This is a genomic window from Paenibacillus sp. R14(2021), from assembly GCF_019431355.1.
Taxonomy (GTDB): domain Bacteria; phylum Bacillota; class Bacilli; order Paenibacillales; family Paenibacillaceae; genus Paenibacillus_Z.
On the sequence record NZ_CP080269.1, the window covers coordinates 1223410 to 1248218 of the forward strand.

26 protein-coding genes and 1 pseudogene are annotated in these 24809 nt (G+C 52.0%); 9 read left to right on the top strand and 18 right to left on the bottom strand.

Annotated features, from left to right (window positions below):
* Positions 1–40: 40 nt before the first annotated feature.
* The 3 genes from KXU80_RS05880 to KXU80_RS05890 all read right to left on the bottom strand — a co-directional run bounded on the left by KXU80_RS05880 (position 41) and on the right by KXU80_RS05890 (position 1483).
* Positions 41–709 carry an HAD family hydrolase gene (locus KXU80_RS05880; protein WP_219837321.1) on the bottom strand — a complete coding sequence of 223 codons (669 nt, stop codon included), beginning with the start codon at positions 707–709 and terminating at the stop codon, positions 41–43.
* 61 nt (positions 710–770) lie between these two features.
* On the bottom strand, positions 771–1295 hold the full coding sequence (locus KXU80_RS05885) for a histidine phosphatase family protein (RefSeq protein WP_219837322.1): 525 nt from the start codon (positions 1293–1295) through the stop codon (positions 771–773).
* A gap of 8 nt (positions 1296–1303) precedes the next feature.
* Entirely contained in the window at positions 1304–1483 is a 180-nt protein-coding gene (locus KXU80_RS05890) for a hypothetical protein (RefSeq protein ID WP_219837323.1), read from the bottom strand.
* Positions 1484–1791: 308 nt separating this feature from the next.
* Between KXU80_RS05890 and KXU80_RS05895 the strand changes: the two genes are divergently transcribed.
* Positions 1792–1962: a hypothetical protein gene (locus KXU80_RS05895; RefSeq protein WP_219837324.1), complete on the top strand. Its 171-nt coding sequence runs from the start codon at positions 1792–1794 to the stop codon at positions 1960–1962.
* 99 nt (positions 1963–2061) lie between these two features.
* Here the strand turns inward: KXU80_RS05895 and KXU80_RS05900 are convergent, their stop codons facing one another.
* On the bottom strand, positions 2062–2727 hold the full coding sequence (locus KXU80_RS05900) for a DUF421 domain-containing protein (RefSeq protein WP_308858195.1): 666 nt from the start codon (positions 2725–2727) through the stop codon (positions 2062–2064).
* A gap of 260 nt (positions 2728–2987) precedes the next feature.
* Here KXU80_RS05900 and KXU80_RS05905 point away from each other — a divergent pair, with 260 nt between their 5' ends.
* On the top strand, positions 2988–3869 hold the full coding sequence (locus KXU80_RS05905; RefSeq protein ID WP_219837326.1) for an alpha/beta fold hydrolase: 882 nt from the start codon (positions 2988–2990) through the stop codon (positions 3867–3869).
* A gap of 52 nt (positions 3870–3921) precedes the next feature.
* Here the strand turns inward: KXU80_RS05905 and KXU80_RS05910 are convergent, their stop codons facing one another.
* The 6 genes from KXU80_RS05910 to KXU80_RS05935 all read right to left on the bottom strand — a co-directional run bounded on the left by KXU80_RS05910 (position 3922) and on the right by KXU80_RS05935 (position 10336).
* Complete coding sequence (locus KXU80_RS05910) at positions 3922–5703, bottom strand: WG repeat-containing protein (RefSeq protein WP_219837327.1); 1782 nt, start codon at positions 5701–5703, stop codon at positions 3922–3924.
* A 136-nt stretch (positions 5704–5839) separates the two neighbouring features.
* Positions 5840–6751, bottom strand: a complete 912-nt coding sequence (locus tag KXU80_RS05915) for a DMT family transporter (RefSeq protein ID WP_219837328.1) — start codon at positions 6749–6751, stop codon at positions 5840–5842.
* Between the two features lie 31 nt (positions 6752–6782).
* Entirely contained in the window at positions 6783–8246 is a 1464-nt protein-coding gene (locus KXU80_RS05920) for an MFS transporter (protein ID WP_219837329.1), read from the bottom strand.
* A 34-nt stretch (positions 8247–8280) separates the two neighbouring features.
* Entirely contained in the window at positions 8281–8715 is a 435-nt protein-coding gene (locus KXU80_RS05925) for a MerR family transcriptional regulator (RefSeq protein ID WP_219837330.1), read from the bottom strand.
* 217 nt (positions 8716–8932) lie between these two features.
* Positions 8933–9946 (bottom strand): cation diffusion facilitator family transporter, encoded by a 1014-nt coding sequence (locus tag KXU80_RS05930; RefSeq protein WP_258171282.1) that lies wholly within the window; start codon positions 9944–9946, stop codon positions 8933–8935.
* Between the two features lie 12 nt (positions 9947–9958).
* Positions 9959–10336, bottom strand: a complete 378-nt coding sequence (locus KXU80_RS05935; protein WP_308858196.1) for an ArsR/SmtB family transcription factor — start codon at positions 10334–10336, stop codon at positions 9959–9961.
* Between the two features lie 339 nt (positions 10337–10675).
* Between KXU80_RS05935 and KXU80_RS05940 the strand changes: the two genes are divergently transcribed.
* Complete coding sequence (locus KXU80_RS05940) at positions 10676–10987, top strand: hypothetical protein (protein ID WP_219837331.1); 312 nt, start codon at positions 10676–10678, stop codon at positions 10985–10987.
* Positions 10988–11145: 158 nt separating this feature from the next.
* On the opposite strand, the gene KXU80_RS27905 is transcribed toward KXU80_RS05940, so the two are convergent.
* Positions 11146–15090 carry a fibronectin type III domain-containing protein gene (locus KXU80_RS27905; RefSeq protein ID WP_258171283.1) on the bottom strand — a complete coding sequence of 1315 codons (3945 nt, stop codon included), beginning with the start codon at positions 15088–15090 and terminating at the stop codon, positions 11146–11148.
* A 321-nt stretch (positions 15091–15411) separates the two neighbouring features.
* Between KXU80_RS27905 and KXU80_RS05965 the strand changes: the two genes are divergently transcribed.
* Positions 15412–16209 (top strand): hypothetical protein, encoded by a 798-nt coding sequence (locus tag KXU80_RS05965; RefSeq protein WP_219837332.1) that lies wholly within the window; start codon positions 15412–15414, stop codon positions 16207–16209.
* A gap of 395 nt (positions 16210–16604) precedes the next feature.
* Here KXU80_RS05965 and KXU80_RS05970 read toward each other — a convergent pair whose 3' ends face one another.
* Positions 16605–16913 (bottom strand): MTH1187 family thiamine-binding protein, encoded by a 309-nt coding sequence (locus tag KXU80_RS05970; protein ID WP_219837333.1) that lies wholly within the window; start codon positions 16911–16913, stop codon positions 16605–16607.
* A 53-nt stretch (positions 16914–16966) separates the two neighbouring features.
* Positions 16967–17227 (bottom strand): hypothetical protein, encoded by a 261-nt coding sequence (locus KXU80_RS05975; protein ID WP_219837334.1) that lies wholly within the window; start codon positions 17225–17227, stop codon positions 16967–16969.
* A 654-nt stretch (positions 17228–17881) separates the two neighbouring features.
* Between KXU80_RS05975 and KXU80_RS28395 the strand changes: the two are divergent.
* A pseudogene (locus KXU80_RS28395) lies at positions 17882–17986 on the top strand (hypothetical protein); the annotation flags it as partial.
* Positions 17987–18097: 111 nt separating this feature from the next.
* Complete coding sequence (locus KXU80_RS28275) at positions 18098–18523, top strand: DUF421 domain-containing protein (protein ID WP_308858198.1); 426 nt, start codon at positions 18098–18100, stop codon at positions 18521–18523.
* 43 nt (positions 18524–18566) lie between these two features.
* Here the strand turns inward: KXU80_RS28275 and KXU80_RS05985 are convergent, their stop codons facing one another.
* The 3 genes from KXU80_RS05985 to KXU80_RS05995 form a co-directional block, all read right to left on the bottom strand.
* Entirely contained in the window at positions 18567–19208 is a 642-nt protein-coding gene (locus KXU80_RS05985; protein ID WP_219837336.1) for a histidine phosphatase family protein, read from the bottom strand.
* 125 nt (positions 19209–19333) lie between these two features.
* Positions 19334–19822, bottom strand: a complete 489-nt coding sequence (locus tag KXU80_RS05990; RefSeq protein WP_258171285.1) for a ferritin-like domain-containing protein — start codon at positions 19820–19822, stop codon at positions 19334–19336.
* A 68-nt stretch (positions 19823–19890) separates the two neighbouring features.
* Complete coding sequence (locus tag KXU80_RS05995; RefSeq protein WP_219837337.1) at positions 19891–20556, bottom strand: hypothetical protein; 666 nt, start codon at positions 20554–20556, stop codon at positions 19891–19893.
* Between the two features lie 454 nt (positions 20557–21010).
* Between KXU80_RS05995 and KXU80_RS06000 the strand changes: the two genes are divergently transcribed.
* From KXU80_RS06000 to KXU80_RS06010, 3 genes are read left to right on the top strand one after another with little or no spacing between them, the layout of a single operon-like run.
* Positions 21011–21697, top strand: a complete 687-nt coding sequence (locus KXU80_RS06000) for a response regulator transcription factor (RefSeq protein WP_219837338.1) — start codon at positions 21011–21013, stop codon at positions 21695–21697.
* Positions 21687–22955, top strand: coding sequence for a sensor histidine kinase (locus KXU80_RS06005; protein ID WP_219837339.1), 1269 nt, complete (start codon positions 21687–21689; stop codon positions 22953–22955). Before KXU80_RS06000 ends, KXU80_RS06005 begins: the two co-directional genes overlap by 11 nt.
* A gap of 23 nt (positions 22956–22978) precedes the next feature.
* Entirely contained in the window at positions 22979–23842 is an 864-nt protein-coding gene (locus KXU80_RS06010) for an alkaline phosphatase family protein (RefSeq protein WP_219837340.1), read from the top strand.
* A 440-nt stretch (positions 23843–24282) separates the two neighbouring features.
* Here the strand turns inward: KXU80_RS06010 and KXU80_RS28400 are convergent, their stop codons facing one another.
* Together KXU80_RS28400 and KXU80_RS06020 are read right to left on the bottom strand one after the other, a co-directional pair.
* Positions 24283–24405, bottom strand: a complete 123-nt coding sequence (locus tag KXU80_RS28400) for a hypothetical protein (RefSeq protein ID WP_374987755.1) — start codon at positions 24403–24405, stop codon at positions 24283–24285.
* A gap of 64 nt (positions 24406–24469) precedes the next feature.
* Positions 24470–24715, bottom strand: coding sequence for a hypothetical protein (locus KXU80_RS06020; RefSeq protein WP_219837341.1), 246 nt, complete (start codon positions 24713–24715; stop codon positions 24470–24472).
* Positions 24716–24809: the final 94 nt, after the last annotated feature.

The window sequence follows — 24809 nt, forward strand, 5'->3', positions numbered from 1 at the left end:
TTTCATCGCAGCTTACATGTTGATTCGTATAGTTCGGCTTCTAATCTTGAGCTGTCTTTCGCTCAATTATTTTACCAATTTCAATAAGATCGCGAATGACCCAATCGGCCTCCGGCGGTTCCTCGTAATCAAGATCTTCTTTCCAGACGGAACGCATGCCGACGGCGCTGCTGGCTCTGACGTCATTCACCGGATGGTCGCCGATGTAGACCGCTTCATGGGATTGGACGCTCAGCCGATCTAACGCGCGTTCGAAAATCGCCGGATCAGGCTTTCTAATCCCTTCCGCTTCCGAAATCAAAATGACGTCGAAGTAAGGCGCAATGCCCAGCGCATGAATGTTATGGGTTTGAAAAGCGGTAAGCCCATTCGTAATGAGCCCAAGCTTGACCTCGCGAATCTTCAAATCATCCAGAATCTCCCGCATATTCGAAAAACCGATGCAATGATGCCTGAAGTTTGCCTCATAATCCGCCAACAGGTCCTCCCAATGGCTCTCCGTCTCAAACTCTTCGACCAATGCTTGATAGACCTTGTCCTTCCATACATAGCCTTTACGATCAAGCGCAACGAACCGGTTTACGAACGTTTCTTTCTCGACATGACGGAAGGCTGCTAGGCGCTCGTGCTGCTTTGCCACGAAGCTTCTCAACGAACGGTCTCGATCCAGCAATGTACCATCCAAATCGAATATTGCTGCTTTTATCATCGTACATCTCCTTTGGTACAGCGCTATTCCATTTCGTTGACGCGATCAGGACGAATCCAGCTCATTTCTTAACCTCAATAATCGAGGCATGCGGAATTTCTTCGATGTCATACTGCGTTCGGAATGCCATTCCATGCCCTGCTAGGATGACATATTCATAATGCAAATACTTATCTATAACGCCGTCTATCCGCGATTTCATCATCGGTTTGGATTCCCACAGCCGGGCTTCCCCTTCCGGATAAATCCCATTGTTTCGATCATAGTCGGAGCCAAGCTCATGAAGCTGCGTTAAGGTGTCATATCGAAAGGACAAATCAGGCTGCCACTCTCTCAAATCGAATTCAACCTGAATGTCCAGCTTTAATTCTTTGAATAGAATCGCAGCGGTCTGAAGCGCTCGCGTGTAAGGCGAGGAGACGATTAATTGCGCATGCGCTAATCGCTCATCCCTTGAAGTTTGATAGACTTGCTGAATGCCAAGCGAAGTCAGAGGCACTAAGTCTCTTCCATGCCCCCTCAATTTATACCGTTCGTTCAAATCCCACTCCGGCTCTCCGTGACGAATCAGATAGAAGGTTGTCATTACTCTATTTAGCCCCCAAATAAATCAAAATTCAAGACATAGATGCCTGCGGTAAATAACACGACAATTACCACGATCACCATAATTATCGCCAATATAAAGGACCGTGTTCGACTGCTTGTCTGTTGCTTGATCTCTAAATCAGCCATTCTAGCCTTTATTTCTTCGAGTTCCGAGTCAATCGCCATCGCTGATTCTCCTTTGAAGGAAGTGGGCTATAAGCTTAAAATGTATGTATTCATTTATCGACGACTTCCCTTATTTCTCGTTGACGTTTCGGAGAAAGCAAATGATCGACTTCCGATAGTTTGGGATTATTTCACATAATTGTAACTCGAATAACCAGCAATACACAACGTTTTTCAAATAAATTCGCGCGAGTTCAAGCATGTATCGTGTACACCACAGATACATCAGTCGGCTTAAACGCATACTGCCCGCATAGAATAAACCTATAGGACGTCATTCACAGCCCTGCACGAGGAGATGAACAGTCATGCATTCCGGAAAAGCGCTTCGATTGGTTCTCGTCGGTCTTGTTTTTGCCGTTGTCGCGATTGGATTCCTGCCGTTCTTGGTCATCTACAGCTGGAGCGATCTGTACGGACTAACGGACGCCGACTCGCCGGCGTTTCCTCTTGGGTTGCTGCAGAAATTGTTCAAGTAATGTCCACCGCCACAGCCCCCGAAGTAAAAAAAATCCCTGGCTCTCATTGGCCAGGGATTGTACATAAACGGAAACCTTACTTTCTAGCTCGCTTGCTGCTTACTTCTTCTGCACGAAGAGCCCCTCCGACTCCGACCACTCTGCATAGAATACATCCTTAATCCGCTTAATTCCTTGCAGCTGGAGCTGCTGGAGCAGCCATGCCTCATCGCGTCCGAGCTCCCGAAGCTCGTCATGCTGAACATAGCCCTGGTCCATGAGGATCCGCGGCAGGCTGACCGGCTGCTCCGGTAAATCAAGCTCTCCTCTAGCCGGCGGGGCCTCGCTTGATTTGCGCATGACGCTGAGGTTGCCGTTTGTTTCGAATATGGCGTACGCAACCTCTCTGACGCTGAAGACGCTCTGCTCGCGCAGCAGCATGCCGATCTGATGCATGTCCAGCTTGTTTCTTCGCATTGCCCGAACATCAATGACGCCGTTGCGGATAATAATATCCGGTCTTCCGCTTAGCGGAACGGACAGCCAAGGCAGCAGCTGAACGATTTTCTCAAGCGCCAGGGAGAGCGCCAGCCATAGGGCTAAGGCGTAGACAAGCATCATGAAGTGAACCTCTCGGTCGTAAATCGTGTTCCCCACCAGCTCGCTCAGCATCAAGGAGGAAATAAAATCGAACAGCGTCAGCTGGGAAATTTCTTTCTTCCCCAGCAGCTTGGTAATGAACCATAATCCGAAAAAAGCCGTTACCAATTTAATGGTAATCAACATGTAATCCACGGCCGCACCTGCATTCTGAATAGGATATAGTTGGATTATACCACGCCAATCCTACGGAGGCGCCAGCCTTCCACCACGCTTTGTCAACGGGATGATCGCTGTCCACGACGATAAGCTGCTGCTCGAACAACCCGCTGGCAGCAGTATGAGCGAATGAGCAGCGGACAAGCTGGTTGAGGCACGAAGCAGACACCAACATAAACCTCCGCACATACCTATAAAACATATCAATTCATTATGGGAGTGTGCGTATGAGTCAATTCGAATCATGGTCTTATGGATATCCGCCTGTAACCAATTACTATGTTCCTGCACAGCCTCTTTCGTATTCGAATCCATGGGGCAACGTCCCTTACTACCCTGGCTATTCCGCCCAAGACGGCCATCATCGGGCCACGCAGCCGTTAACCTTCGTGCTCATTCACGGCTCCTGGGGCGACGCCAGCTACTGGGACCAGGTTGCAGCGGACCTGCGCAAGGAGGGCCATACCGTCTATACCCCCGAATACGCAGGACACGGCGCCGACACGAATAAGAATGTCACCCACGCGGATATTACGAGGTCCGTCGTCAACTATATCGTTTCGCGAAATCTTAAAAATATGATCTTGGTCGGACACAGCTTCGGCGGGTCCGTGATTCAAAAAGCAGCGGAACAAATTCCGGACCGGATCAAACGCCTCGTGTTCATGAACGCATACGTGCTCAATGACGGCGAATCGATTGCCGACGAAGTCCCGCCGGCTGCCGCACAAGCTTTTTCCCAGCTGCGCGCAGCCTCCAAGGACGATACGATCATGCTGCCGTACCCGCTGTTTCGCGAGACGTTCGTGAACCTCGCGGACGCCACGCTGGCGAGCCAGCTGTATAATAAAGTGAAACCGGAGCCGGCAAAGCCGTTTTACGAGAAGCTTGATCTCAAGAAATTCTATACGCTGCCTACGCCAAGAAGCTATTTGTATCTCACCACAGACGGCGTTCTTCCCCAAGGCGAAGGCTTCGGCTGGCACCCGCATATGTCCGACAGACTCGGCGTGTTCCGCCTGATTAAGACGCCGGGCGATCATTTCTCAACGGTCAAAACCGAACCGGCGCGCATCGCAGAGAAGCTGTACGAAGCCGCGCGCGATTAAGGCTATAATAAGCAACGAATCAAAGGACAGCTGCAGAGCAGCTGTCCTTTACTTAAGAATGGAACAATTTCCAAAATTCCCCGCTCGTATTGATGATTCCTCTAATCTGTGCGAACGGTATTGTGAAGGTCGGGAAGCCTGCGGCATACGGCGCAATCTCGTAAGGCTCGAAGTACAGATGAAGCGCATTCTCCGTGACGTAGAACGGCTGATCTGGACGAATGCCTTTATAGCTCCCTGGAAATACATACTCGTACTGCGGATCGTCTTGAATCTGCCTGCCTACGATGGCGCTTAATTCCTTCACGTAGTCGCTGCCCGGCTTAAACAAGTCCTGCAGTGCGTACATGCGTCCGTTCGATAAATTAATGATCGCGTACGTCTTCGTCGGCATGCCGTGTGCCGCGCCGAACGGGAAGTTGTAGCCGCTTAGCTCCAGCTGCAGCAGCTTCATCTTGAAGAAAGCGACCTCGAAGTCGCCGATATACGAGTAGTCCAGCTTCTTATTCGAAGGAATCGGCTTTACCTGCGACATTTCCTTCAGCCTCGTATTGACCGTCGCCTGCGCCGCGCCGCTTGCCATGCCTTCCACCTGCGGATAATAGACAAGATAGTCCGGATTGGGCTTATACTTCATTTCCTTCACAAAATACGGCGGCTGCAGCGGAATGACCGTATTCTGCTTCCATATGATGCGTCCGGCCCTGTTCAAATACGAGAGACGCCGATCGACGAAGGCTTTAATCAAGCCGCCTTCCTCCAGCGTCAGCGTGCCGATGCCGCTCACATTCGGATAGCCGGGTGCCGGCTTGCCGCTGCGATCAATGAAATAGGTCTCCTTCCCATCGGTAACCGAAGCCAGTTCGCCATCAAAATCAGAGACGTCCTGATACAGAAACGCCGACAGCAGATTGCCGTTCCAATCCGCAATCGCATACATCGAGCCCACGAAAGGCTGCTCCGGATCGATCGCCCGCCCGAGCGCCAGCCGATCATTGCCTAGATCGCGAATATCGTTATAGGCGGCCTTGACAATGAACGTTCCCGCTTTGTTAATGACGCCGTAGCTCGACTTGTAATCCTCTGCCGTATTGACAATCGCCCGATCATTGCGGAAGGTAAATGCCGACGTATACGCCGGTTGAAGGACGACGTCGCCGCGTTCGTTCAAGTACCCGTATTTGCCCGCGGTATCCCGTTGGAAGGCAAGCATGCCATCGCCGAGCGGGCCAACGTAAGCATATGGATAATCGGCAAGCCTGCGGCCGGTCGGGCCGATCAGGGCATATTCATTGTCCTTGATTTTGATGACCGCCTTGCGGTTCTTAAAGTCGCCAGCTTCCTCGAACTGAGCGGGAATAATCTCTTTACCCTGTGCATCCAAATAGCCGTAGCGGCTGTTCCCCGCATCGCTGCCGGCGTCTGTGACGTAGAATACTGACCGGCCCTCTTTCATATCCGCGATGAACGGATAGGCACGCTTGGTCAACACCTTGCCTCGCTCGTTAATCAGCTTGAAGCCTTGTTTATCAATCGCGACCGCTCGGCGTTCTGCGAAATCGTTGATGGAATCATACACGGGCGGAATCCGGTAGCACCCGGAAGCGTCAATCGCGCCGTAGCTTCCTTTCTGATCGGCTGCGATCGCGAGCCCATTCTGCTGAAAATCGCGCGCATCGCTGAACTGCGGCGCAAGCGCCATGCGGCCGCTGCTGTCGATATAGCCCCATTTCGTCCCGCCTACTAGCTTCACCGAGGCGGGAAATAATCCAATTGCCGCCCGCGGTTCATCGATCTGCAGCTGTATCGGTTTTCTAATCCGCAAGTCGTACATCCCTGCATCCTCTCCTATTCATCCGCATTCATCGCCTAATGGTATGCGGACTTTCGGCGGTTATGCTTAGATATCGTTGTCCCGTGAACGCAAACATGCACCCTTGCGGGTGCATGTACCATTCCATCTATAGAAACTACCGATTAGAATCCAAGCTTAATTGCACCGCCTGCGGCGCACGGCGCTTCATATTGGTAATAGCGACGCCGGCCAGTATGAGAATCCCGCCGGCAATTTGCGCGATGCGGATTGGATCGCCAAGCACGAAGTGGCTGACGATGATCGCAATGAACGGCGGAATATTCATGAACATTGCGCTCGTGGATGCTCCGACGACGGCGATGCCTTGATTCCACCAGAAGCCCGCCAGCCCTTGGCCGATAACGGCTACGCATACGAGCAGCACCCAAGCCATGGGCTGATGGCTTAAGTGGGAATGTCCGCCGATGGATTCGAAGCCAACCGCCGGCGACATCATGAGGGTCCCAATGACCGTCGCATAGATCGTCACCTCGTACGAGGACATCGCGATAGTCAGCTTGCGAATGAACAGCAGGCTGACAGACATGCCTAGCATCGCGAGCAGCAAGTAGATATCGCCTTTGGAAATGCCGACCGATTTGCCGCCGTACAGCACGATGCACACGACACCGACCAATGCGAGCACGGCTCCAGCCAGCTTCGTTGACGTGACTGTCTCCTTCAGAAAGATTCGCGAAAGCATCGTCGTTGCAATGGGAGACAACGCAATAATGAGTGCGGCGTTCCCTGCGGTTGAGTGCTCCAGCCCTGTGAAATAGAACAATTGGTTAATAAGCGTCCCGGTAATGCCTGCAAGCACCAGCAGCCCCCACTCCCGCTTGGTTGGGCGCCTCATTGTCTGATTAATCAATGCGACGGAGATCAAGAACAGCGACATCACCAACAAGCGAGTGAAAGATAACAAAATCGGCGAGAAATCGCGCAGCAAGTAGGCGCTTGCCACATAATTGCAGCCCCACAAGAGCGACACGCCCCAAAGCTTTCCTAGTACAGTACGTTCCGACATGATAATGAAGTCTCCTTGCATGAAAAAGCATTTATTTGAGTGGAACAGAAGCTCCGGATGCCGGCGTCCGTTTATTCGAACGCAAGTAAGACAGTATGGCTGCGAGCGCCATCAGCGCCGCCATGAACCAGAATACCGCATGCAGACCGGTCACGAAACCGCCGAGCGACGAAGTATCCCCGTTCATGCCGACTTGGGTACCCGAGAAAATGGCAAGCATGGCTTCATGCGGAATGCTGTGCGTTACGATCGGCATCGAGAAGGCGATGCTGAGCATCATGCCCATATTGGTCGTAAGCGAGCGGATGCCGGAAGCCTCTCCCCGGTATTTGGGTCCAGCCGCGTTCATGATACTGCTGGAGTTCGGGGAGTTAAACAAACCGGATCCGATGCTGATAATGGTCATATATATGGCTAAATGCCAGAATGGTGTAGTAAGTCCCGTATCGAGCGCAAGCCCGGCCAGACCGAAAATGCTGAGGAACAAGCCGATCGTTGCAGGCGTCGTTTCGCCGTATTTGTCGCCAAGGACGCCGGCAAGCGGCGAGAATACGAGCATGCCCGCTGCTAGCGGAATCGTCATAATGCCCGCCTCGAGCGCATCCTTCTCCATCGCCCCTTGGAAGTAGAAGATGAGCATGAACATCACCGCCATACGTGCAATGGCATTTAGCGTCGCCGAGATGATGCCGAAGGAGAAAATTCGGTTCGCAAACAACGGAAGATGCAGCAGCGCATTGGGATGGCGTCGTTCGATGACAAGAAAGATCGGAAACATCACAACGAAGACGAGACCGGATAGATAAACGACAGGTGAATTCCAGCTTTGAATCGGTCCCCAAGTAAGCGCGATCAGCAGGCCGGTGATCGACAGCATATAAGCAATCGCCCCGCCGCGATCCAACCCGCCTGCTCTCGGCGCAGATAATTTGTCCTCCTTCGTCCCCATCGCCCATAAGCCCCATACGACGCCGATCACGCCGAACGGCACATTGAACCAGAAGGTCCATTCCCAGCCGAAAGCCGTCGTCAGCCAGCCGCCGAGAACCGGCCCGATAATCTGACCAACCGCGACCACCATAATATTAATGCCAAGCGCGCGGCCGAGCTCTTCCTTCGGGAAGGCGTCCGCGACAATCGCGGTGCTGTTGGCCATGACCATCGCGCCGCCGATGCCCTGGAGAATACGCAATACGATGAGCAGCGGCGCATGCTCGGCAAAGCCGGAGACCAGCGAAACGATCGTAAACAGCAGCATGCCAGCGAGGTAGATGCGTTTGCGTCCGAAGCGGTCAGCCAGCGAGCCGGCCATCAGCACCATGACGGTCTGCGCGACCATGTACGAGAGCATGACCCACATCGTTTGAAGCAGCGTAGCATGCAAACCTTTCAATAAATCAGGCAGCGCAATAATCAACGTGCTGAAATTGAGCGCAGATAACAATGAGCCAAGGCTCGTAACGGACAAAATCATCCATTTCTTAACATCCTTCATTCCGGTCTCTCCTTCTTCCTGAGAAAAATGAAACCTAAGTGCCGCGGTGCTTCAAACGGTTGGCTCGTTCCAAGCGTTCGCCGAACCCTTGCCGCAGCGTTTGCAGCTTCGCCAGCTTCTCGTCAATGTGGGCGATGATGGCCTGGAGCCGATCTGTCGCCTCATCCAGCAGCCGTTCGCGCTCCTCACCCGTACGAGCGTCATCATAATAGGAAGCCTTGATCGCGTCCAGCTCTTCCTCCGCCTGCAGAATAGACCTTATCTCTTGCAGCGATGCCCCTAACACCAGTTTGAGCTTCAAAATATGCTGAATACGAAGAAACATGCTCTCATCGTAGAGGCGATGCCTGCCTTCCGTCCTCGAAACATCGGGCAGCAGCCCAATTTCTTCATAGTAATGGAGCGTGCGCGCCGTGATGCCCAGCTTCTCGGTTACTTCCTCCACCGTATAGATCGCCGGCTCCGTCATTCGATTCCCGGCCTCCTCCCCGCAGTACATCCTGCTCCCATCATAGCAAAAAATCAAGCTTACGTTAACGTAAGTTTTCACGCAATCCGGTTGTATGTATTCCGAGTTGTATCCGTATCGATTCGAAAAAATGGCATTCGCAGCAAAAAGGCCGCTCCGCGGAAGCATGCATATGCATTCCCGCCTCGGAACAGCCTTCTCGTATGGACAACAGCGATTAGTGTGCGTGATGCTCATCCGTATCCTTGCATAGCACCGAATTGCCATGCCGATTCTGGTCGTCTTCTATCTGAATGGTCGCATGACCGATCGACAAATGTAGCAGCTTGTGCTCGATCTCCCGCAGAATCGGCTGGCTATCCGAGATGGTCGTACCGCCGTCGAGAATTACGTGGCAGGACAGTGCGTTCTTGCCGCTGGTCAGGCTCCACACATGCAGATGATGGACGCCGCAGACGCCATTCACGGAACGAATCGCTTCCGCCGCTTGCTGCACTAGCCCTTCTTTGGGAGCAGCCTCCATGAGAATGTTGATCGTCTGCTTCAAGATTCCGATCGAGCCGAAGGCAATCAGCAGGGCGATCAATACGCTCAGAATCGGATCGACCACATGCCAATCGGTGAAATAAATGATGATGCCCGCAACGATGACGCCTGCAGAAGCGGCTGCATCGCCGAGCATATGCATGACGGCGCTCTTCACATTGACATTGTCTTCTTTGCTCAGACCAAGCCCAAGGTACAGATTCATGACAAGCCCGATACCTGCGCTGACGAACATCCAGGTACTTCCGACCGGCTCGGGATGCTGGAACCGAAGGACGGCCTGCCAAAGGATAAGCAGAGCGATTACGATTAAGGAAGCCGCGTTAACGAAGGCCGCCAATATGCCGGACCGATGGTACCCGTACGTATACGTTTCCGAAGGCGATCTCTGCGCTTGCTTCATCGCATACCAAGAGAGTCCAATGGCCGCAATATCGGTCAGCACATGACCTGCATCGGATAGCAGCGCCAAGCTGTGCGAGATGATTCCGCCCACCGTTTCAGCGATGAGAATAATGAAGCTCAGGAAGAAAGCCGTTTTCATTTTGTTAATCGGCGCGTGCGTATGGAAGACGCCACTGTGATCGTGGCCGTGATCATGTCCATGGTGATTGTGGTTATGGCTATGATTATGTTCGTGGCTTCGGCTGTCCGAATGCCCCTTGTCTTGCCGGTTGCCGTGCATGGCTGCTCCTCCTTATTTATGCGAGATGTGCGCTAGGCCGGTTTCAAACAGCATCAGCACATGCTCATCATCGATGCTGTAATAAACCATGCGCCCCACTTTCCGGCGTTTGATTAACGCGAGATTCTTCAAGTATCGCAGCTGATGAGAGGTGGAGGACTGCGTCATCTCCAGCACGGCAGCCAAATCGCAGACACACATTTCTGCTTGAATTAACGTATGCACGATTCGCAGACGCGTAGGATCGCTGAGGGCTTGGTAGAAATTAGCCATTTTCATCACTTGCTCTTCGCTTAGCTGCGCACGGCTAGCGTGGGCTACAACATCGTCGTGAATAATCGTTACATCGCAGCAGTCCTTATCATCTTCCGCGTACAGAGGTAAATTCACAGCAATCACTCCATTACATATTAATATATGAGCAACTATTCATATATTATTTTATACGAGTTTGCTCCGCATTTCAATCCAAGACTTGACAATTCAGGCTTCGTATGCGGCACTTTCGACATCCAAGTGCTCTAACGATGTTACATGCAATACGAAATGCACCTTACACTATACGCAATTGGCTACCCCCGAGTTTACACACGCCCTGCCACACACGAAAAAAAACCGCAAAGCTGCGGTTTTCGCCGTGCGTATGATCTAATGAACCAAACCTGAGATGACAATCGCACCCATACATAACCTTGGATAATATGTCCATACTACCAGAGCATGAAATTCTTGAATGTCCGCCAACTGATCAAATCGCTTTATTCCATTTCACCGTTCATCCTTCTTGGCATGCTGCCGCCCGTCATGCAGCTGCCCACCAAGCCGATTCTGCTTACCATGATCCCGATGTCGGTTCTCTATATCATCATTGTATACATTCCGATCCTCGTGTATGGACCCAACGCGGCGAAGACGTTGAATTTCCCGCTGGTCACGAGCATCGACTCCGTTAACATCACCTGCTATTATCCGAAGCTGGAACGAGATATCAAGGTGGCATCGCTTATCACCAACACCGGCGATATTGAAGAAATCAATTGACTCGCGCGAACCCCGCGAAATGAGATCGATATTAACGGTCGGCTTTGGGCGTACACACGTTAATGTGATCGATATGAGCGAAAATAGCCCAAACATGTACATGTTAAAGAAGACACCTGAACCGGATAACCGGTGCAGGTGTCTTCCGCATGTCACGATCAGTAGGCCGACAAGTAGGCGCTGCCAATGACGGTAATGGACGAAATGCCCGGTCCGGTCCAGCCGACCGCGAGGTTGTCGCCGCCTCCGCCTTCTTTGTGCAGCACTTCAAAATAGTACGGTTGACCAGCGGTCAGCGTAATGGCAGCAGATTGCTGCGTCGTGTATTTGTTCCACTCTCTGACGCCCGTGTACTCGTACACGTTCGCAATCATCGACTTATTCGACGGGCTATTGTTCGTGCTGAGGAATAATTGGCACTCATCGTCGCCTGAGATATAGAACGTGTATGTGCCCGAAACCGCCGGCGTAATGTAGCCGCGAATCCGCGTACCGTAATTATCCGCCCAGTTCGTCGGCTCCTCCAAGCTGGTCAATGTCGCCGTACCGCTTGGCGCAGTGCCTGTCGGAATCGTGCTTACTGAAGTGCCGGATACTCCCGTCCAGTATTCTTGGAGAACGCTGCCGCTGCCGCCTCCGCTTGATGCACTCGTCGTCACATTAAGCACGCTGCTGGCCGCGGATACGTTGTTCGCCGCGTCCTTGGCTTTGACCGTGAACGCATACGCAGTGCTCGCGGTCAAGCCGCTGACCGTGAACGTGGTGCCGGAGGTCGTGCCGGCAAGTGAAGAACCGTTGTAGACCTCATAGCCCGTCACGCCCACGTTGTCCGTCGATGCGGTCCAGGACAAGCTGACGCTTGTTGCTGTCTTCGATGGCGAAGTCAGCCCTGTCGGTGCTGTCGGTGCTTGCGTATCGCCGCCTCCGCCGCTGCCGCCCATGTTGACCTCGCAGGTTTTGTACGTGCCCGATATCGGATCGCCGAACGTACTGTTGCCGCAGAAGACGGAATTGGTGTACGTGCCGTAATTGTAGCTGCCGCTCGCGCCATAACGGACTTCCTTCGTCCCAGTGAAGCTGCACGTATTGTTCTCTCCTGCGCAGAATACCCAGTTCGCCGTCGACGCGGCATCGGTCGTCACGCTAACCGAATTACTGGCCGCGGATACGTTGCCTGCCGCATCCTTCGCCTTGACCGTGAAGGAATACGCCGTGCTTGCGGAGAGCCCCGATACAGTAAATGTCGTTGCGGAGGTTGTGGACCCCACGAGCGTGGAGCCGTTATAAATATCATAACCGGCTACACCGATATTGTCGGTTGATGCCGTCCACGACAGGTTGACACTTGTGCTCGTCTTCGACGGCGAGGTCAAGCTGCTTGGCACCGTCGGTGCTTGCGTGTCAGAAGACGTGTTCGTGGTCACGCTTAATGCGTTGCTTGCCAAGGATACGTTGCCTGCCGCGTCCTTCGCTTTAACCGTGAACGAGTAAGCCGTGTTCGCCGTCAGTCCGGATACCGTAAACGCCGTGCCGGACGTCACCGTACCCGCAAGCGTCGAGCCGTTGTAGATATCGTATCCGGTTACGCCGATGTTGTCGGTCGAAGCCGTCCACGACAAATTCACGCTCGTGCTCGTCTTCGACGGCGAACTCAAATTCGTCGGCGCCGTAGGTGCTTGCGTATCTCCGCCGCCTCCGGTGCCGGCGAGGTTTACTTCGCAGGACTTATACGAGCCCGGCGCAGGATCGCCGAACGTATTCGTCGAGCACATGACCGAATTCGTGAAGGTGCCGTACGCGAAACTGCCGTTCGCGCCGAACCGAACCTGCTTCGTACCCGTGAAGCTGCATGTATTGTTCTCGCCAGCGCAGAGAACCCAGTTGGCGAGCGGATCGGTCGTCACGGTCACGGCATTGCTCGCCGCGGAGACATTATTCGAAGCATCCTTCGCTTTGACCGTAAACGTATATGCTGTGCTAGGCGCAAGCCCGCTTGCCACGAAGGTCGTTGCGCTCGGACCAGACGTCGAACCGGCGAGCGTTGTTCCGTAGTAAACGTTGTAGCCCGTTACGCCCATATTGTCCGATGAAGCGGACCAAGACAAGCTGACGCTGGTGTCGGTCTTTCCCGTCGACGCGAGGTTCGTCGGAGCCGTCGGCGCCTGCGTATCACCGGCTGCCGTCGTTACCGACAACGAATTGCTGGCAGGCGAGACGTTATTGGCCGCGTCTCTGGCTTTGACCGTGAAGCTGTAAGCCGTGCTTGGCGTCAAGCCCGTCACGGTGAACGTCGTCGTGACCGCTCCTGTCGTGGAGCCGGCCAGTACGCCGTTCTTGTACACGTCATAACCAACAATGCCGACGTTGTCGGTTGCACCTGACCAAGACAGGTCAACGGTAACATTCGACTTGGATGGTGAGGTCAATGTCGGAGCCGTCGGCGCCTGCGTATCCGGCGGGCCGCTGAACACGTTGACCGTCTGTTCCTTCAAGCTCGCACGGCCGCCGTTATCCCATACGGTTAGCGTAACCCGGTAAGTGCCCGGATTCTGATACGTATAGGTCGGGCTCGTCGTATTGACCGGAGGCCCTTCGCCGAGATCCCAGAGGTTCTCCGCGATCGTGCCGTTATCTGTAGAAGTATTGGTGAACGTAATCGGCTGCCCGAGCTGTACGCTGAGCGGCGCACTGAAGTTCGCCGTCGGCTTCGGATCGCTGAATCCGCGGCTGACCAGCTGCGTGTTCGTACCGTTCCCGCTGACCGTGTTGTTGCTCCATTCCAAATCCGCCGCCGAAGACGGATATTGATCGATCGACGGACCACCGTTGCCGGTGATGACATTATTGATGAAGCTGAGACGGTCGGTCCCGGTAGCGGTCGTGATTTCGATCGCTTTGCGGCCGTTGTTGAGAATCTGATTGCTGTCGAATGTCAGATTCCGCGAGTTCCCGTGTATCCGGACGGCGTTGCCATCATAACCCGGATAAGCAGCCGCCGGGTGTCCGATCGGTCCGTTCTTGAACGTGTTTTTGTAGAAATATTGATATTGTTCCGTTTCTCCCGTGTCTGCACCTTGCAGCTGCATGCCCCACATAACCATGTTTTGGACCGTGTTGTAGCCCCAATATTGATAGCCCGTGCCTGGGGATTGCTGCATGCCGACCTGCTGACCGCCGTCGACGAGGTTGTCGGTGGTGACGCCGTGATCGACCATGACCTCGAGCCCCATGCCCTGCACTGTTCCGTCGGTCGTGTGCACCGTATTCCGTCTGACTGCGATATAAGCGGAACGGACTGCGCTGATCCAGTGGTCGACATTATTGTCCTCGATCACAGAATTGTTGCAATTCGTATGGAGCTCGATCGATAAGCCATGCTCGTGCAGACCCGATCCCGTGATCGTGTTGTTCTTCACGACGACGCCGTTACACGTATCGTTGGCGAAAATCCCGCCCCGGCCCGTATTGGCAATCGTATTGCGTAGAATCTTCGTATTGTTCGAGTTCCAGCCCGCGCGGATCGCGCCGCCCCATGAGGAATTAACGCCGATATTCGTAAACGTATTATCCGCGATGGTTGAATCCGAGGTAGCCGATAAGAGCACCCCGAAAGGCGCGAAACCGTCCGCTTTCACGAGATCCTTGATGTTATTATGATGAATATTATGGCTGCCCCCAGGCTCGCCCCAGATGCCGGATACGACATGGGTATTGTTGTTGCCGTCGAGCGTTAATTGCGCGACTTCAACGCCAGTCGTATTGCTCAGCGTAATCATGTTGTTGTCCGTCGTGCCGCTGTACTTAATGATCGTCGTATCCTTGCTTTGACCGATCAGCTTGATGCCCGATTTCGCGTTAATCGTGCCTGTGATGTAATACGTACCCGCCGGAAAATAAACCGTGTCTCCGCTTGCGGCAGCCGCAATGGCATTCGTAATGCCTTGCAAGTCATCCGATGTGTCGCCGCCGTTCGCGCCATATGCGGTTACGCTCTCCGTCGCGGCAAAAGCGGACGGTAGCGGAATGATCGGCAATAAAACCGTAAGCGCAAGCAGGATGCTCCCGATTCTAGCGCGCGGCTTCCTTCCCATTCCTTTCAGCATCAATTGTCATCTCCTTCGTTCCGAATAGTTGCGAACTTACATCAGGCCTAATCTTGCATGATGCCGGCTTGCTTTAGCTTGCTCTAGTAACTGCGCGGATCCCTCCTTTCTTCCATTACCATCACATGAAGGAGCTGTGCGGGCTACTGTTTGATTGCGGAAAGCTTCTGCCAAGGACTATGTTATTTGCGATTTCCTTTCAATAAGAGCGAACACGTACGCATTGGCAGGCTGAGACGACCCTTGACATAACGATTGATTATGATTATCATTTGGCAGAATATATCTCTGTCTCTTACGAACGGAAGGTGACTACATACGATGCACCGAATCAAGTTATCAACGATCCTGCTGCTTGCCGTCCTGTTCATTACCATAGCTCCGTCCAGCGCATTGGCCTACTCTTACGGAAATGCGAATACGGAGGATGTGGCGGAAACGTTCAAGCTGGTGATCGCTTCGCTGGAGCAATCGTCTCCTGATTGGAACAAGGCGCTTAAAGCGCATAAGGAAAGACGCGAGGAAATCGAATCCCATTTCGGCGCAGACGTCGCCGCGACGCTGGACGCCGATTTCAAATCCAAGTCCGTGGATTCCACAGTCGCGGATTATAAGGCACTGCTTGTCATGAACTTGGACCGCCGCTTCGAGAATGTGCTGCAGTCGGTGAAGGACTATTCCAAGTCCAAGCTGCTCCTCGCCAAGGCGCGGGCCACCTACGAGACGCTTGCGCCTTATATCGAGGCCAAGCTGTCCCCTTCCGAGACGAAAGCCATCTCTGCCGATTTTGACGCGGCGCTTAAAGCGATCGGCAACCCTGGACTCTTCGGCGTCGGCAAGGAAGCGCCTGACGAAGCGGCGCTCAAGACGACGGTTAACCGCATCTACGAAACCATCAAGCCGCTGTTCCCTTACCATGCCGGGGCCGGAACCGATGGCAGCGCTGACGAAGGAACGAATACGCCGTCTGAGCCGGATTCCATCGAAGGCACGAAGCAGCACGCGGCCATGGAGCGAACGGACAAGACGAATTCAGGCGTGACCATCGGAGTCATCGGCGGCATCGTCATTCTGGCTGCTGCCGGCGTATGGTGGGCGAAGCGTAAAGGAATCATTTAAACAACAATTACCCCCTGCTCTCTCCTTGAGGGCGGGGGGTAATTATTTGCTGCCGGTCATTGTCACGCTAGCATGCCAATCGTTCGTACGATTCGCCGGCGAACCGCGGCAGTATAACGAAACGCGGCGCTAGAACGCCAAAAAGCCGCGCTGTGCGCGGCTTCCTTTATTGTCATGCAGTTTGTTTCGTGGTCAGACTATTGATGGGCTAAGCGAATTTATAAACTCAGCTCGGCTTGTGTTTTCCCTGCGGACACCATACGAATTCGCAGGAACGAATAGCTGACGGCAGATGCAGTATAAAACGTCGTAGAGTCCACCGAAGCGAGAATTGCAAGGTTACGGTCGTCGACGTCAACGTGTTTATATTCCGCGTGCTATTGGCTTGCGATTAATTACGACTTCAATTTCTCCTCGACCGAGCGCAGCTTCTGCTCCATCGAGCCTCTCACATCCCGGCGGTCATCGATTGTCATCGAAGTCGACACGCGCATCGCCCCTTGCTGGAACGGCACTTCATGCATCCTCCGGACTACGGCTAGCACATCATCCAGCTCCCCTTCGATTATCGTGCTCATCGACGTCAATTCGTAATGGATGGCTTCCTTCGCCTGCTCCAGAACGCCGACTACGGCTGCGACATAGGCGCTCACGCTAGTTGAGCCCGTGCCGAGCGGAACGATTGTTACCTGTACGATTGCCATTGTGAACCTCCATTAATTAATGTCATTAACTTATTATTTAATACAATTAATTATCACCGTCTTCGCCTTCTGGACAGTACCCATCCAACGAGCCACACAATTGTACCGACGACATAGATCGGCACGACAATGACAATGAGCGTAGCGAATGCAGCCAAGTCATCCCAACCGCCATGATTTCGTAATTCTTCAAGCAGCAGGACTAAGCAGCCAGTGGCATAAATGGCGAAAGGCGACCATTTTCGCCTCCACCCTGCGGCGAGCAGAATGAGCAAAAGCACGATCCAAATCATGACATAGCCTAGACCTTCCATATGTATGTCCCCCCTATGCTTCCATTCATCATGATTAGGTTTATTCTAAGCATACCATATTAGACCTGTGTGAATGCCGGCAAGAATGATACCGTTTCATTCAAAACCAGAATAAGCGTCAGAGGCAATGGTTTGCCTCTAACGCCTCTGCAGCCTGAATCGAATCGAATTACCCCTTAATTCTCTTTGTATTTATATTTGTATTCCATGTAGAATTTCAAGACTTCGTCAGCAGTCAAATTATACTTCTGCCCCAAAGCTTGGAGCTGTTTTATGAAAGCCGGGAGTACATGGTTCAAATCTTCATTACCGATGCGTTCGATAATCTCCTGGCACTGCTTCACTAATTCCTTCCTATCAAAATCCACGTTCCCACCTCATCACGGGACTAATTTCCTTCATGTTCGGCGTAACGCCATATGGTCGATTTCCTGCTTATTCAGCATAAGTCAAACATCTGAATAATTGGTTAACCATTCCTTAAATTTCTCTTAACTTCGAAAAGGAATGAATAGCATTTCCCAATAGGGAATACTAAGGGAATGGGAATGTTTACTTCATTTCGTTAACACCTGGAGGATAGCCATGCCGGTTCAATGGATTATTTTTTTTAGAAGCATTGCTGCCTTCATCTTATTGCTAATCATTACGAGAATGATCGGCAAACAAACGCTATCTAACATGAATACGCATGATTTTGTTACTGCTATCATATTAGGTGCGATCTCGGCGAATTTTGCTTTTAACGATGCTCTTAGTTCCGCGCATCTGTTAATATCGTTGGGCGTATTTACCAGCATCTCTTGGCTGCTATCCATTATCGCCTTGAAAAGCCGTAAGCTCCGCAAATGGATATCCGGATCGCCGTCCGTGTTGATCGAAGGCGGCAAGCTGCTCGAAGAAAACATGAAAAAAAATAAATACACCTTGGACTCCTTGAATGAAATGCTTCGAGAGAAAGAGATATTCAATATTTCGGAAGTCGAGTATGCACTGCTGGAAAATAGCGGGAAGCTATCCGTGCTTAAGAAAAAACAATACCGAAACCTCACGCTGCATGACCTTCATTCGCCCGCTTCAAATCCATCCGCTTTTCCAATTGAGCTCATTATGGACGGGATGTTGATCAAAGAGCATCTCCGTGATGCCAATATAACGCTGCATGCATTGGAAAAGGCCATTTCGGCTAAAGGACATCATTTAAAGGACGTGTTTTATGCCGTACGCGGGAGTGATAATAAGCTTTATTTTGACTTCTATCAAGATAAGTTAGATAAACCGTTGGATAAAGAATAACCATACAAAAAAATGCCAACCAGCTGCGCGGATTGGCGTTTTTTTAACGAATGCTGGATAACTCCTGCAATGATATCCGGTCAATGATCTCATAGCCTTTGCCGATTCCTTTAGGTTTCACGACGACCGAACCTAAATTTGAGATTTCGCCTAAGCCAATACCCTTTGGAAAGCTATGTGCAATAATAACTTGATTACTTCCTTTTTTAGGTATTTTTTCCAGAAAATAAGTCAATGCCGATAATGTAGTCGCCTGTTCTTCCAAGGGGACATCACCGCTTAAGCGATAGATGCTTATCCAAAATGGATCGACCTGAACCTTCTCTTGTCCAAATGCCAGCTCTGCCGTCTCTCTGGTGCGGCAGAATGGACTGGCCAGAACGGGAGCAAGTACGGGAATATGCAGCCGCCGAAGGGTCTCGCCATAAGCAATGGCTTCTTCCTTCCCCGCTTGGGATAAATTCCTTTGGGTCGAACAATCACGGAACGTTAGATTAGGCTGATCCTCGCCCTCGTTCGCTTCGCCATGTCTAACGTATAGGATGTATCCTCCCTGCTGAAGCGATTGGAGCAACGAAGAACTAACGGGGGCTTGTTCCGCACGATTGCCCGAAGCGGCTGCCATTTGCGGCAGCAGGACGAGCAGAACAATAGCCACAATCGCACATCGTATTTTGCATATCATAATCTATCCTCCTGCTAAGATGCTTTCATTCCAAGTACTTCTACAGTATGCTCAATCCTTCGTCAAAAAAAGAAGCAATGGACAATTTTACGTCCGTTGCTTCGATAATCAGTTTCGCGGATTTGCTATTCCCTGCTTTTCGATTCGAGGATCATAATATAATTGTACTTGTCGGCATGCTTCATTTCGTCCGTTAAAATTTCGAACACCATATCCCGGTAATAACGGTTCGGCATGCCCGCACGGATAATCCGATAACGCTCCATGGCGCTTAGCTCTCCGAAAAACGCCTTTTTTACGCCTTCGGTAAAAGACTGCGGCTTCTCGAAAGCAGCGTCTTGCGTCACCGGGATCGTTTGCCCCGTCAAATCATAATAAATTTTCCTGAACATTTGATTATGCTTGCGTTCATCGTCTCTTATCGAAACGATGATCGCTTGTTCTTCCTTGGTAGGGGCAACGGATATTAAGTAATCGTAAAACAATTCATCTTCGCGTTCTCCCTGAACCGACTGTTTGACGAGAGCTAGTGCTTCCTGCAGCGTTTTGTATGACATCGTTTGACGATCATCATTCCAATACCCGTTTATCGGGGTATATTGAAGAAAATGCATGCCCATGTCTCCACCTAACGTTTTTTAGCAGTATATGTGGGCATGATGCGGATGTGCCTAACGACCCGTCACCGGTCGCCCGTGATTGGCTGCTTATTTGGACCTGCAGATCGTTCGAAGAACCATACGAGCCCCCCTACCGCCAAGCTTGCGAGCACCGCAATTATGGCGGAACCGCCGGCATGCAGCAGCAGCACGGGAACCCAAAGAATTCCGAGTGTCCGATGCACAGCGCGCATCCATTTGTTGCGAACCTTATTGATGAAGTAACCATATCCAACAAGCGTCAGCAATATCGCAAAGCTCGCAAGACCCGAAAAGATGTTGTCGTCATGGAGCTTCGTAAACAAATAATACGTGCCATGGACGGCAACTAACAGGAGCGTAAACCACCCCATCAGCTTATGAACGGCATGCAGCAGCCTACCGGCTTTGCGTACCAATGGCGATGGCGACTTCAGCTTCTTCTTAAACCAGAACCAAGAGAAACCAGCTGCCCCAACATACAAGGCGATTGTGCCTAACGTTGAAAAGTAACCACCATAGCCTTCGTCTTCACCTCTTGGAGGCCGCTGCGCGCCTTCGTGCAGTCTTCCTTGACCCTCGCCCTGAGGACGAGGATGAGGCTGCCCTCCTGGATGTGAAAATTTCGTGTAATAATAGTAAACCACCAATACCAAGGCTGCCGCGATCGCAACTAGGGCTGGAATCCAAACCTTTTTGTTTTTGCTCATAAGGATCTCCTATCGTAACGTTTATTGGGGCTTTGGCGTACGGCTGATCGGCCTTTCTTCGATGGATGTGAAGCTGAACGCATCCTTAACAGATGATACAAATTAGCGATAAACACCCCAATGAATAAGTACATCAACCCCCCGAATACGCCATACACCACTGCGCTCGCCATGGCCGCGAGTATGCCGAACATCATTTGGTCCTTGACTTTAGCCGGCGAGGTGGGCGGGTCCGTGAGCATAAAGAAGCCGAAGAATAAAGCTGCGTTCAAAAATGGCGGGCGTAATGCGTCGTAGGCATCTCCAATATCCAAATAGCCCCGGATATTTACTGACTCTATTCGTAACAATGTAGCCGCCGATTATCAGTATAATAGAGCTACATTTAAATTACCTTAAAAACGGACTTCCTGATACAATGAAGCTAAAAATCCCACGAAAGGCAGGATAAAGCATGCGCGTCCTAGTGGTGGAAGACGACGCTTCTCTTCTTCGGATTATCCGCGACGTATTCGAAAGCGAATCCTTCTCGACGGACGGTGCGGAGACAGGCGACGAGGGATTCTATTTGGCCGAGCAGGCCATCCATGATTTAATCGTACTCGATATCATGCTGCCTGGGATGAGCGGCTTTGAAATCGTCAGAAAATTACGAATGCAGTCGATCCGCGTCCCGATTATATTGTTGACGGCTAAAGACGCCGTGGAGGATCGCGTAGCCGGCTTGGATGCGGGAGCGGACGATTACGTGACGAAGCCGTTCGCAGTCTCGGAATTATTGGCAAGAGCTCGTGCTGTCTTAAGAAGGCGAGGCACCCTTGGTCATGAAGGCGAGCTGACATGCGGTCCCATCCGTTTAGTTCCTGCCAATAGAGAAGGTTACAGCGGCGATACGCCGCTGCAACTGACTGCCACGGAGTACGAGCTGCTCGAATTCTTCCTATGTCATAAAAATCAGATTCTAACCCGTGAACAGATATTTGATCGCGTGTGGGGATTTGATTCAGGTTCAGCCACAACGGCCGTTGACGTATATGTACACCTCCTGCGCAAAAAGCTCTCCGCCGCTGGCGCAGACCATTTCCTTCGAACCGTGCGAGGAGTCGGTTATATCGTGAAGGGAGAACCCGATGTTCACTAGCATTCACAAACGTCTGGTCATCCTGAATGCCGCGGTCATCCTGCTGATACTTGCAGTACTGAGCACGCTTATATTCGTGCATATGCGTTATCGTCTATTTCACGACACTGATGAAATTTTGAAGCTCTCGGAGCACAGGATTCAATCTCTTCACAACCTTTCGGAACCGCTTCATTCCGGCCATGCGGATCCCGAGCAGGATGAAACGACAACCTACTTATTCTGGAACGCAGAGGGCGAGCTAGTAGGGCAGCTTCCCGCACAATCCTTCGCTTCGGAAATTGCGGAACAATTCAGATCATCCGCGAACGCGGCCTCGCTTCGAACGGTTACCGCAGGCAAGCATAGCTACAGAGTTTTACAATTTCCGAATGACGATCAGAAACCGTATTTCATCGTTTCCGTCGGAATCGTAAGGAGCCTGGACGATGCGAAGAGCACGCTCCGATCCTTGACATGGGATATTGCCGCTGCCATTATTGCAGGCGTGGTCATTTCCATTCTAAGCGGTTTGTTTTTAGCCAGGCGCGCGCTAATCCCCATACGAAATTCCTGGGAGAAACAGCAACGCTTCGTTGCGGACGCCTCGCATGAATTGCGGACGCCGACGGCGGTCATTCAAGCGCAAACAGAGCTTCTGCTCCGGTATCCCGCGCATTCGATCGAACAGGAAAGCGCGCATATTGCCGTCATATTGAAGGAAAGTAACCGGATGAACAGGCTTTTGGGCGACCTGTTGACCCTGGCCCGCTCCGATTCCAATCAGCTGCAGATCCAATCGTCCGCGATCGCGCTGGATGTCTTGCTCCAGGAGTTATCGGAGCAATTTCGGCTATTATCGAGCACCAAGGAAATTGAAATCGTAACCGATGTCCAGAAACCGCTGTCCATTTGGGGAGACGAAGGCAGAGTTCGCCAGCTTCTGATCATCCTGCTGGATAATGCGCTCAAATATACGCCTGCCTCGGGACGGATCGAAGTCGTCGGCCAATACCGTTCCAACTTCGTTTTTATCGGCGTGATGGATACGGGCTGCGGTATTTCGGAGGCTGATCTGCCTTATGTTTTTGACCGGTTTTATCGCGGTGATAAAGCAAGATCGCGGGCCGAAGGAGGGACAGGACTCGGGTTGTCCATCGCGAAATGGATTGTGGACGCGCATGGCGGCATGATCCGAATCGATTCGAGAGTGAACGCGGGCACCAGAGTCGAGCTCTTCTTACCCAGAAAAAAGCGAGGGAAGCCCCCCTCATCATGAACCTTGAACGGAGAGCATATACAATGAAAAAATGGACCTTTAAAATACCGATCGCGGTGCTAGGCAGCCTTGTTTTCTCCTCCTTGTTTCACAGCCCCAATCATGCGGCAGGAGAGAATCCGCTTCAACAAGCGCAGCCGGATCACATCGTGATCGTTATCGAAGAAAACCACGCCTATCGGCAAATCGTCGGCAATTCATCGGCGCCTTTCATGAATCAACTATTCAAAGAAGGAGCAAGCTTGACCAACCACTATGCGACCCGCCATCCGAGCCAGCCGAATTACTTGGATCTCTTCTCGGGCTCCACGCAAGGTGTCACAGATGATAAAACCCCAAAGCAAACTTTTCAAGCCGATAACCTGGCAGCTGAGTTGATCCGTCATGGATTCACGTTCGCCGGTTACTCCGAAGGCTTGCCCAAGGCTGGATTCAACGGGGCGTATGACTTGAAAACCGGGTATGCCCGAAAGCATAATCCTTGGGTCAATTTCACGAATGTCCCCGCCAGCGCGAACTTACCATTCTCCAGCTTTCCGCAAGATTATTCCAAGCTGCCGACCGTATCGTTCGTGATTCCGAATCTGATGCATGATCTTCATGACGGCACCGTGAAAGAAGCTGACGATTGGTTAAAGTCAAACCTGAGCGGATACGTGATGTGGGCGAAAAAACACAACAGCATGCTCATTCTTACCTGGGACGAGGATGATTTCAGCGCAAGGAACAAAATTCCAACTGTACTCGCAGGACCAATGGTCAAGACGATGAAAGTAACGCAGAAATCAAATCACTACTCCATCCTTCGTACGATCGAGGACTTATACGGCCTTCCATATGCAGGACACAGCAAGCAATCGAAAGCATTGAACGTGTTCAAAAGGTAAGCGGGTCGCGAATACAGAGCTTGACCGTCGAGTGACGGTGGTAAGCAGTCGTCTTCGGCATGCGCCGCGGAGCCGCCCGCCGTCGTGGCAGATCCTGCCGCGTGCGAGGCGACTTCGGCGGCAATCGTTAAATCGCCCTCGGCGTGAGAGGCTGCGCTTCCTGCCGTTGACGCATTTCCTTCCGCGTGCGAAGTGTCCGCGCTAGCGTGCGTCTCAAACCCATCTGAATGCGAGGCCGCGCCGTTCGCAGTGGACGAAGCGCCTTCCCCGTGGGCGAATTCTCCATTCGCAGCAGTGAAATAGCCTTCCGTCCCTTATTCCTCACGAACCTGTACCACTTCATTCTCGATAAGACTGTCATTTCCTTGTTTACATAACCTATTTTTTCCTGCATTTGCACGTAAACGCAGCAAGGCAGCCGTCCCTGCGGGACAGCTGCCTCATGTTCCAATCCGATTTCCGTGTATCAGGCAGGGATCACGACATCCAGAAGTGCTGCATGAATGAGTAGATGCCACAAGCGTGTCATCGCTCAGTGCAAACGCCCCGCCCTGCCGATTCATAATTCTTCCCCCTGCTTCCTCGATGATGACTATGCCTGCCGCGACGTCCTAAGGGTATACGTCGTCAAGCCAGAAGCCCGTCAAGCGCCCGGAGGCGACCTTGCATAAATCCAAGCTCGCGCAGCCGATAAATCCGGACGTTGCGCGCAGCGCCCGCCAAGCTGCCCAGCTGCTCGACGAAGAAGGAACCCGGCTTCCAATCCTTCGCTTGGAACCCTGTCGCGATGTGCGCGTCGCACAGCATATCTTTCCCGCCGACTTCAAGCGGCTCGCCGTTCCAACTCGCTCCGCATGCTTCATCGATTGCCACATCGTCATGCCGCTAAGCTTCCTTTTGCAGCGAAAATTTAGTCACCTGCGAAAATATTCCAGTTCCTAGCCCTTAAAATTGTGAAAAGGCTTAA

Bases quoted from the DNA above. Each gene is read 5' to 3' on its own strand.
- KXU80_RS05890 (WP_219837323.1), bottom strand. From the start codon at position 1,483: ATGGCGATTGACTCGGAACTCGAAGAAATAAAGGCTAGAATGGCTGAT.
- KXU80_RS05880 (WP_219837321.1), bottom strand. From the start codon at position 709: ATGATAAAAGCAGCAATATTCGATTTGGATGGTACATTGCTGGATCGA.
- KXU80_RS05985 (WP_219837336.1), bottom strand. From the start codon at position 19,208: ATGATATGCAAAATACGATGTGCGATTGTGGCTATTGTTCTGCTCGTC.
- KXU80_RS06000 (WP_219837338.1), top strand. From the start codon at position 21,011: ATGCGCGTCCTAGTGGTGGAAGACGACGCTTCTCTTCTTCGGATTATC.
- KXU80_RS05885 (WP_219837322.1), bottom strand. From the start codon at position 1,295: ATGACAACCTTCTATCTGATTCGTCACGGAGAGCCGGAGTGGGATTTG.
- KXU80_RS05925 (WP_219837330.1), bottom strand. From the start codon at position 8,715: ATGACGGAGCCGGCGATCTATACGGTGGAGGAAGTAACCGAGAAGCTG.
- KXU80_RS28400 (WP_374987755.1), bottom strand. From the start codon at position 24,405: ATGAATCGGCAGGGCGGGGCGTTTGCACTGAGCGATGACACGCTTGTG.
- KXU80_RS05975 (WP_219837334.1), bottom strand. From the start codon at position 17,227: ATGGAAGGTCTAGGCTATGTCATGATTTGGATCGTGCTTTTGCTCATT.
- KXU80_RS05895 (WP_219837324.1), top strand. From the start codon at position 1,792: ATGCATTCCGGAAAAGCGCTTCGATTGGTTCTCGTCGGTCTTGTTTTT.
- KXU80_RS05910 (WP_219837327.1), bottom strand. From the start codon at position 5,703: ATGTACGACTTGCGGATTAGAAAACCGATACAGCTGCAGATCGATGAA.
- KXU80_RS05920 (WP_219837329.1), bottom strand. From the start codon at position 8,246: ATGAAGGATGTTAAGAAATGGATGATTTTGTCCGTTACGAGCCTTGGC.
- KXU80_RS27905 (WP_258171283.1), bottom strand. From the start codon at position 15,090: ATGCTGAAAGGAATGGGAAGGAAGCCGCGCGCTAGAATCGGGAGCATC.
- KXU80_RS05900 (WP_308858195.1), bottom strand. From the start codon at position 2,727: ATGTTGATTACCATTAAATTGGTAACGGCTTTTTTCGGATTATGGTTC.
- KXU80_RS05970 (WP_219837333.1), bottom strand. From the start codon at position 16,913: ATGGCAATCGTACAGGTAACAATCGTTCCGCTCGGCACGGGCTCAACT.
- KXU80_RS05930 (WP_258171282.1), bottom strand. From the start codon at position 9,946: ATGCACGGCAACCGGCAAGACAAGGGGCATTCGGACAGCCGAAGCCAC.
- KXU80_RS05965 (WP_219837332.1), top strand. From the start codon at position 15,412: ATGCACCGAATCAAGTTATCAACGATCCTGCTGCTTGCCGTCCTGTTC.
- KXU80_RS05990 (WP_258171285.1), bottom strand. From the start codon at position 19,822: ATGCATTTTCTTCAATATACCCCGATAAACGGGTATTGGAATGATGAT.
- KXU80_RS05905 (WP_219837326.1), top strand. From the start codon at position 2,988: ATGAGTCAATTCGAATCATGGTCTTATGGATATCCGCCTGTAACCAAT.
- KXU80_RS05915 (WP_219837328.1), bottom strand. From the start codon at position 6,751: ATGTCGGAACGTACTGTACTAGGAAAGCTTTGGGGCGTGTCGCTCTTG.
- KXU80_RS05995 (WP_219837337.1), bottom strand. From the start codon at position 20,556: ATGAGCAAAAACAAAAAGGTTTGGATTCCAGCCCTAGTTGCGATCGCG.
- KXU80_RS06005 (WP_219837339.1), top strand. From the start codon at position 21,687: ATGTTCACTAGCATTCACAAACGTCTGGTCATCCTGAATGCCGCGGTC.
- KXU80_RS06010 (WP_219837340.1), top strand. From the start codon at position 22,979: ATGAAAAAATGGACCTTTAAAATACCGATCGCGGTGCTAGGCAGCCTT.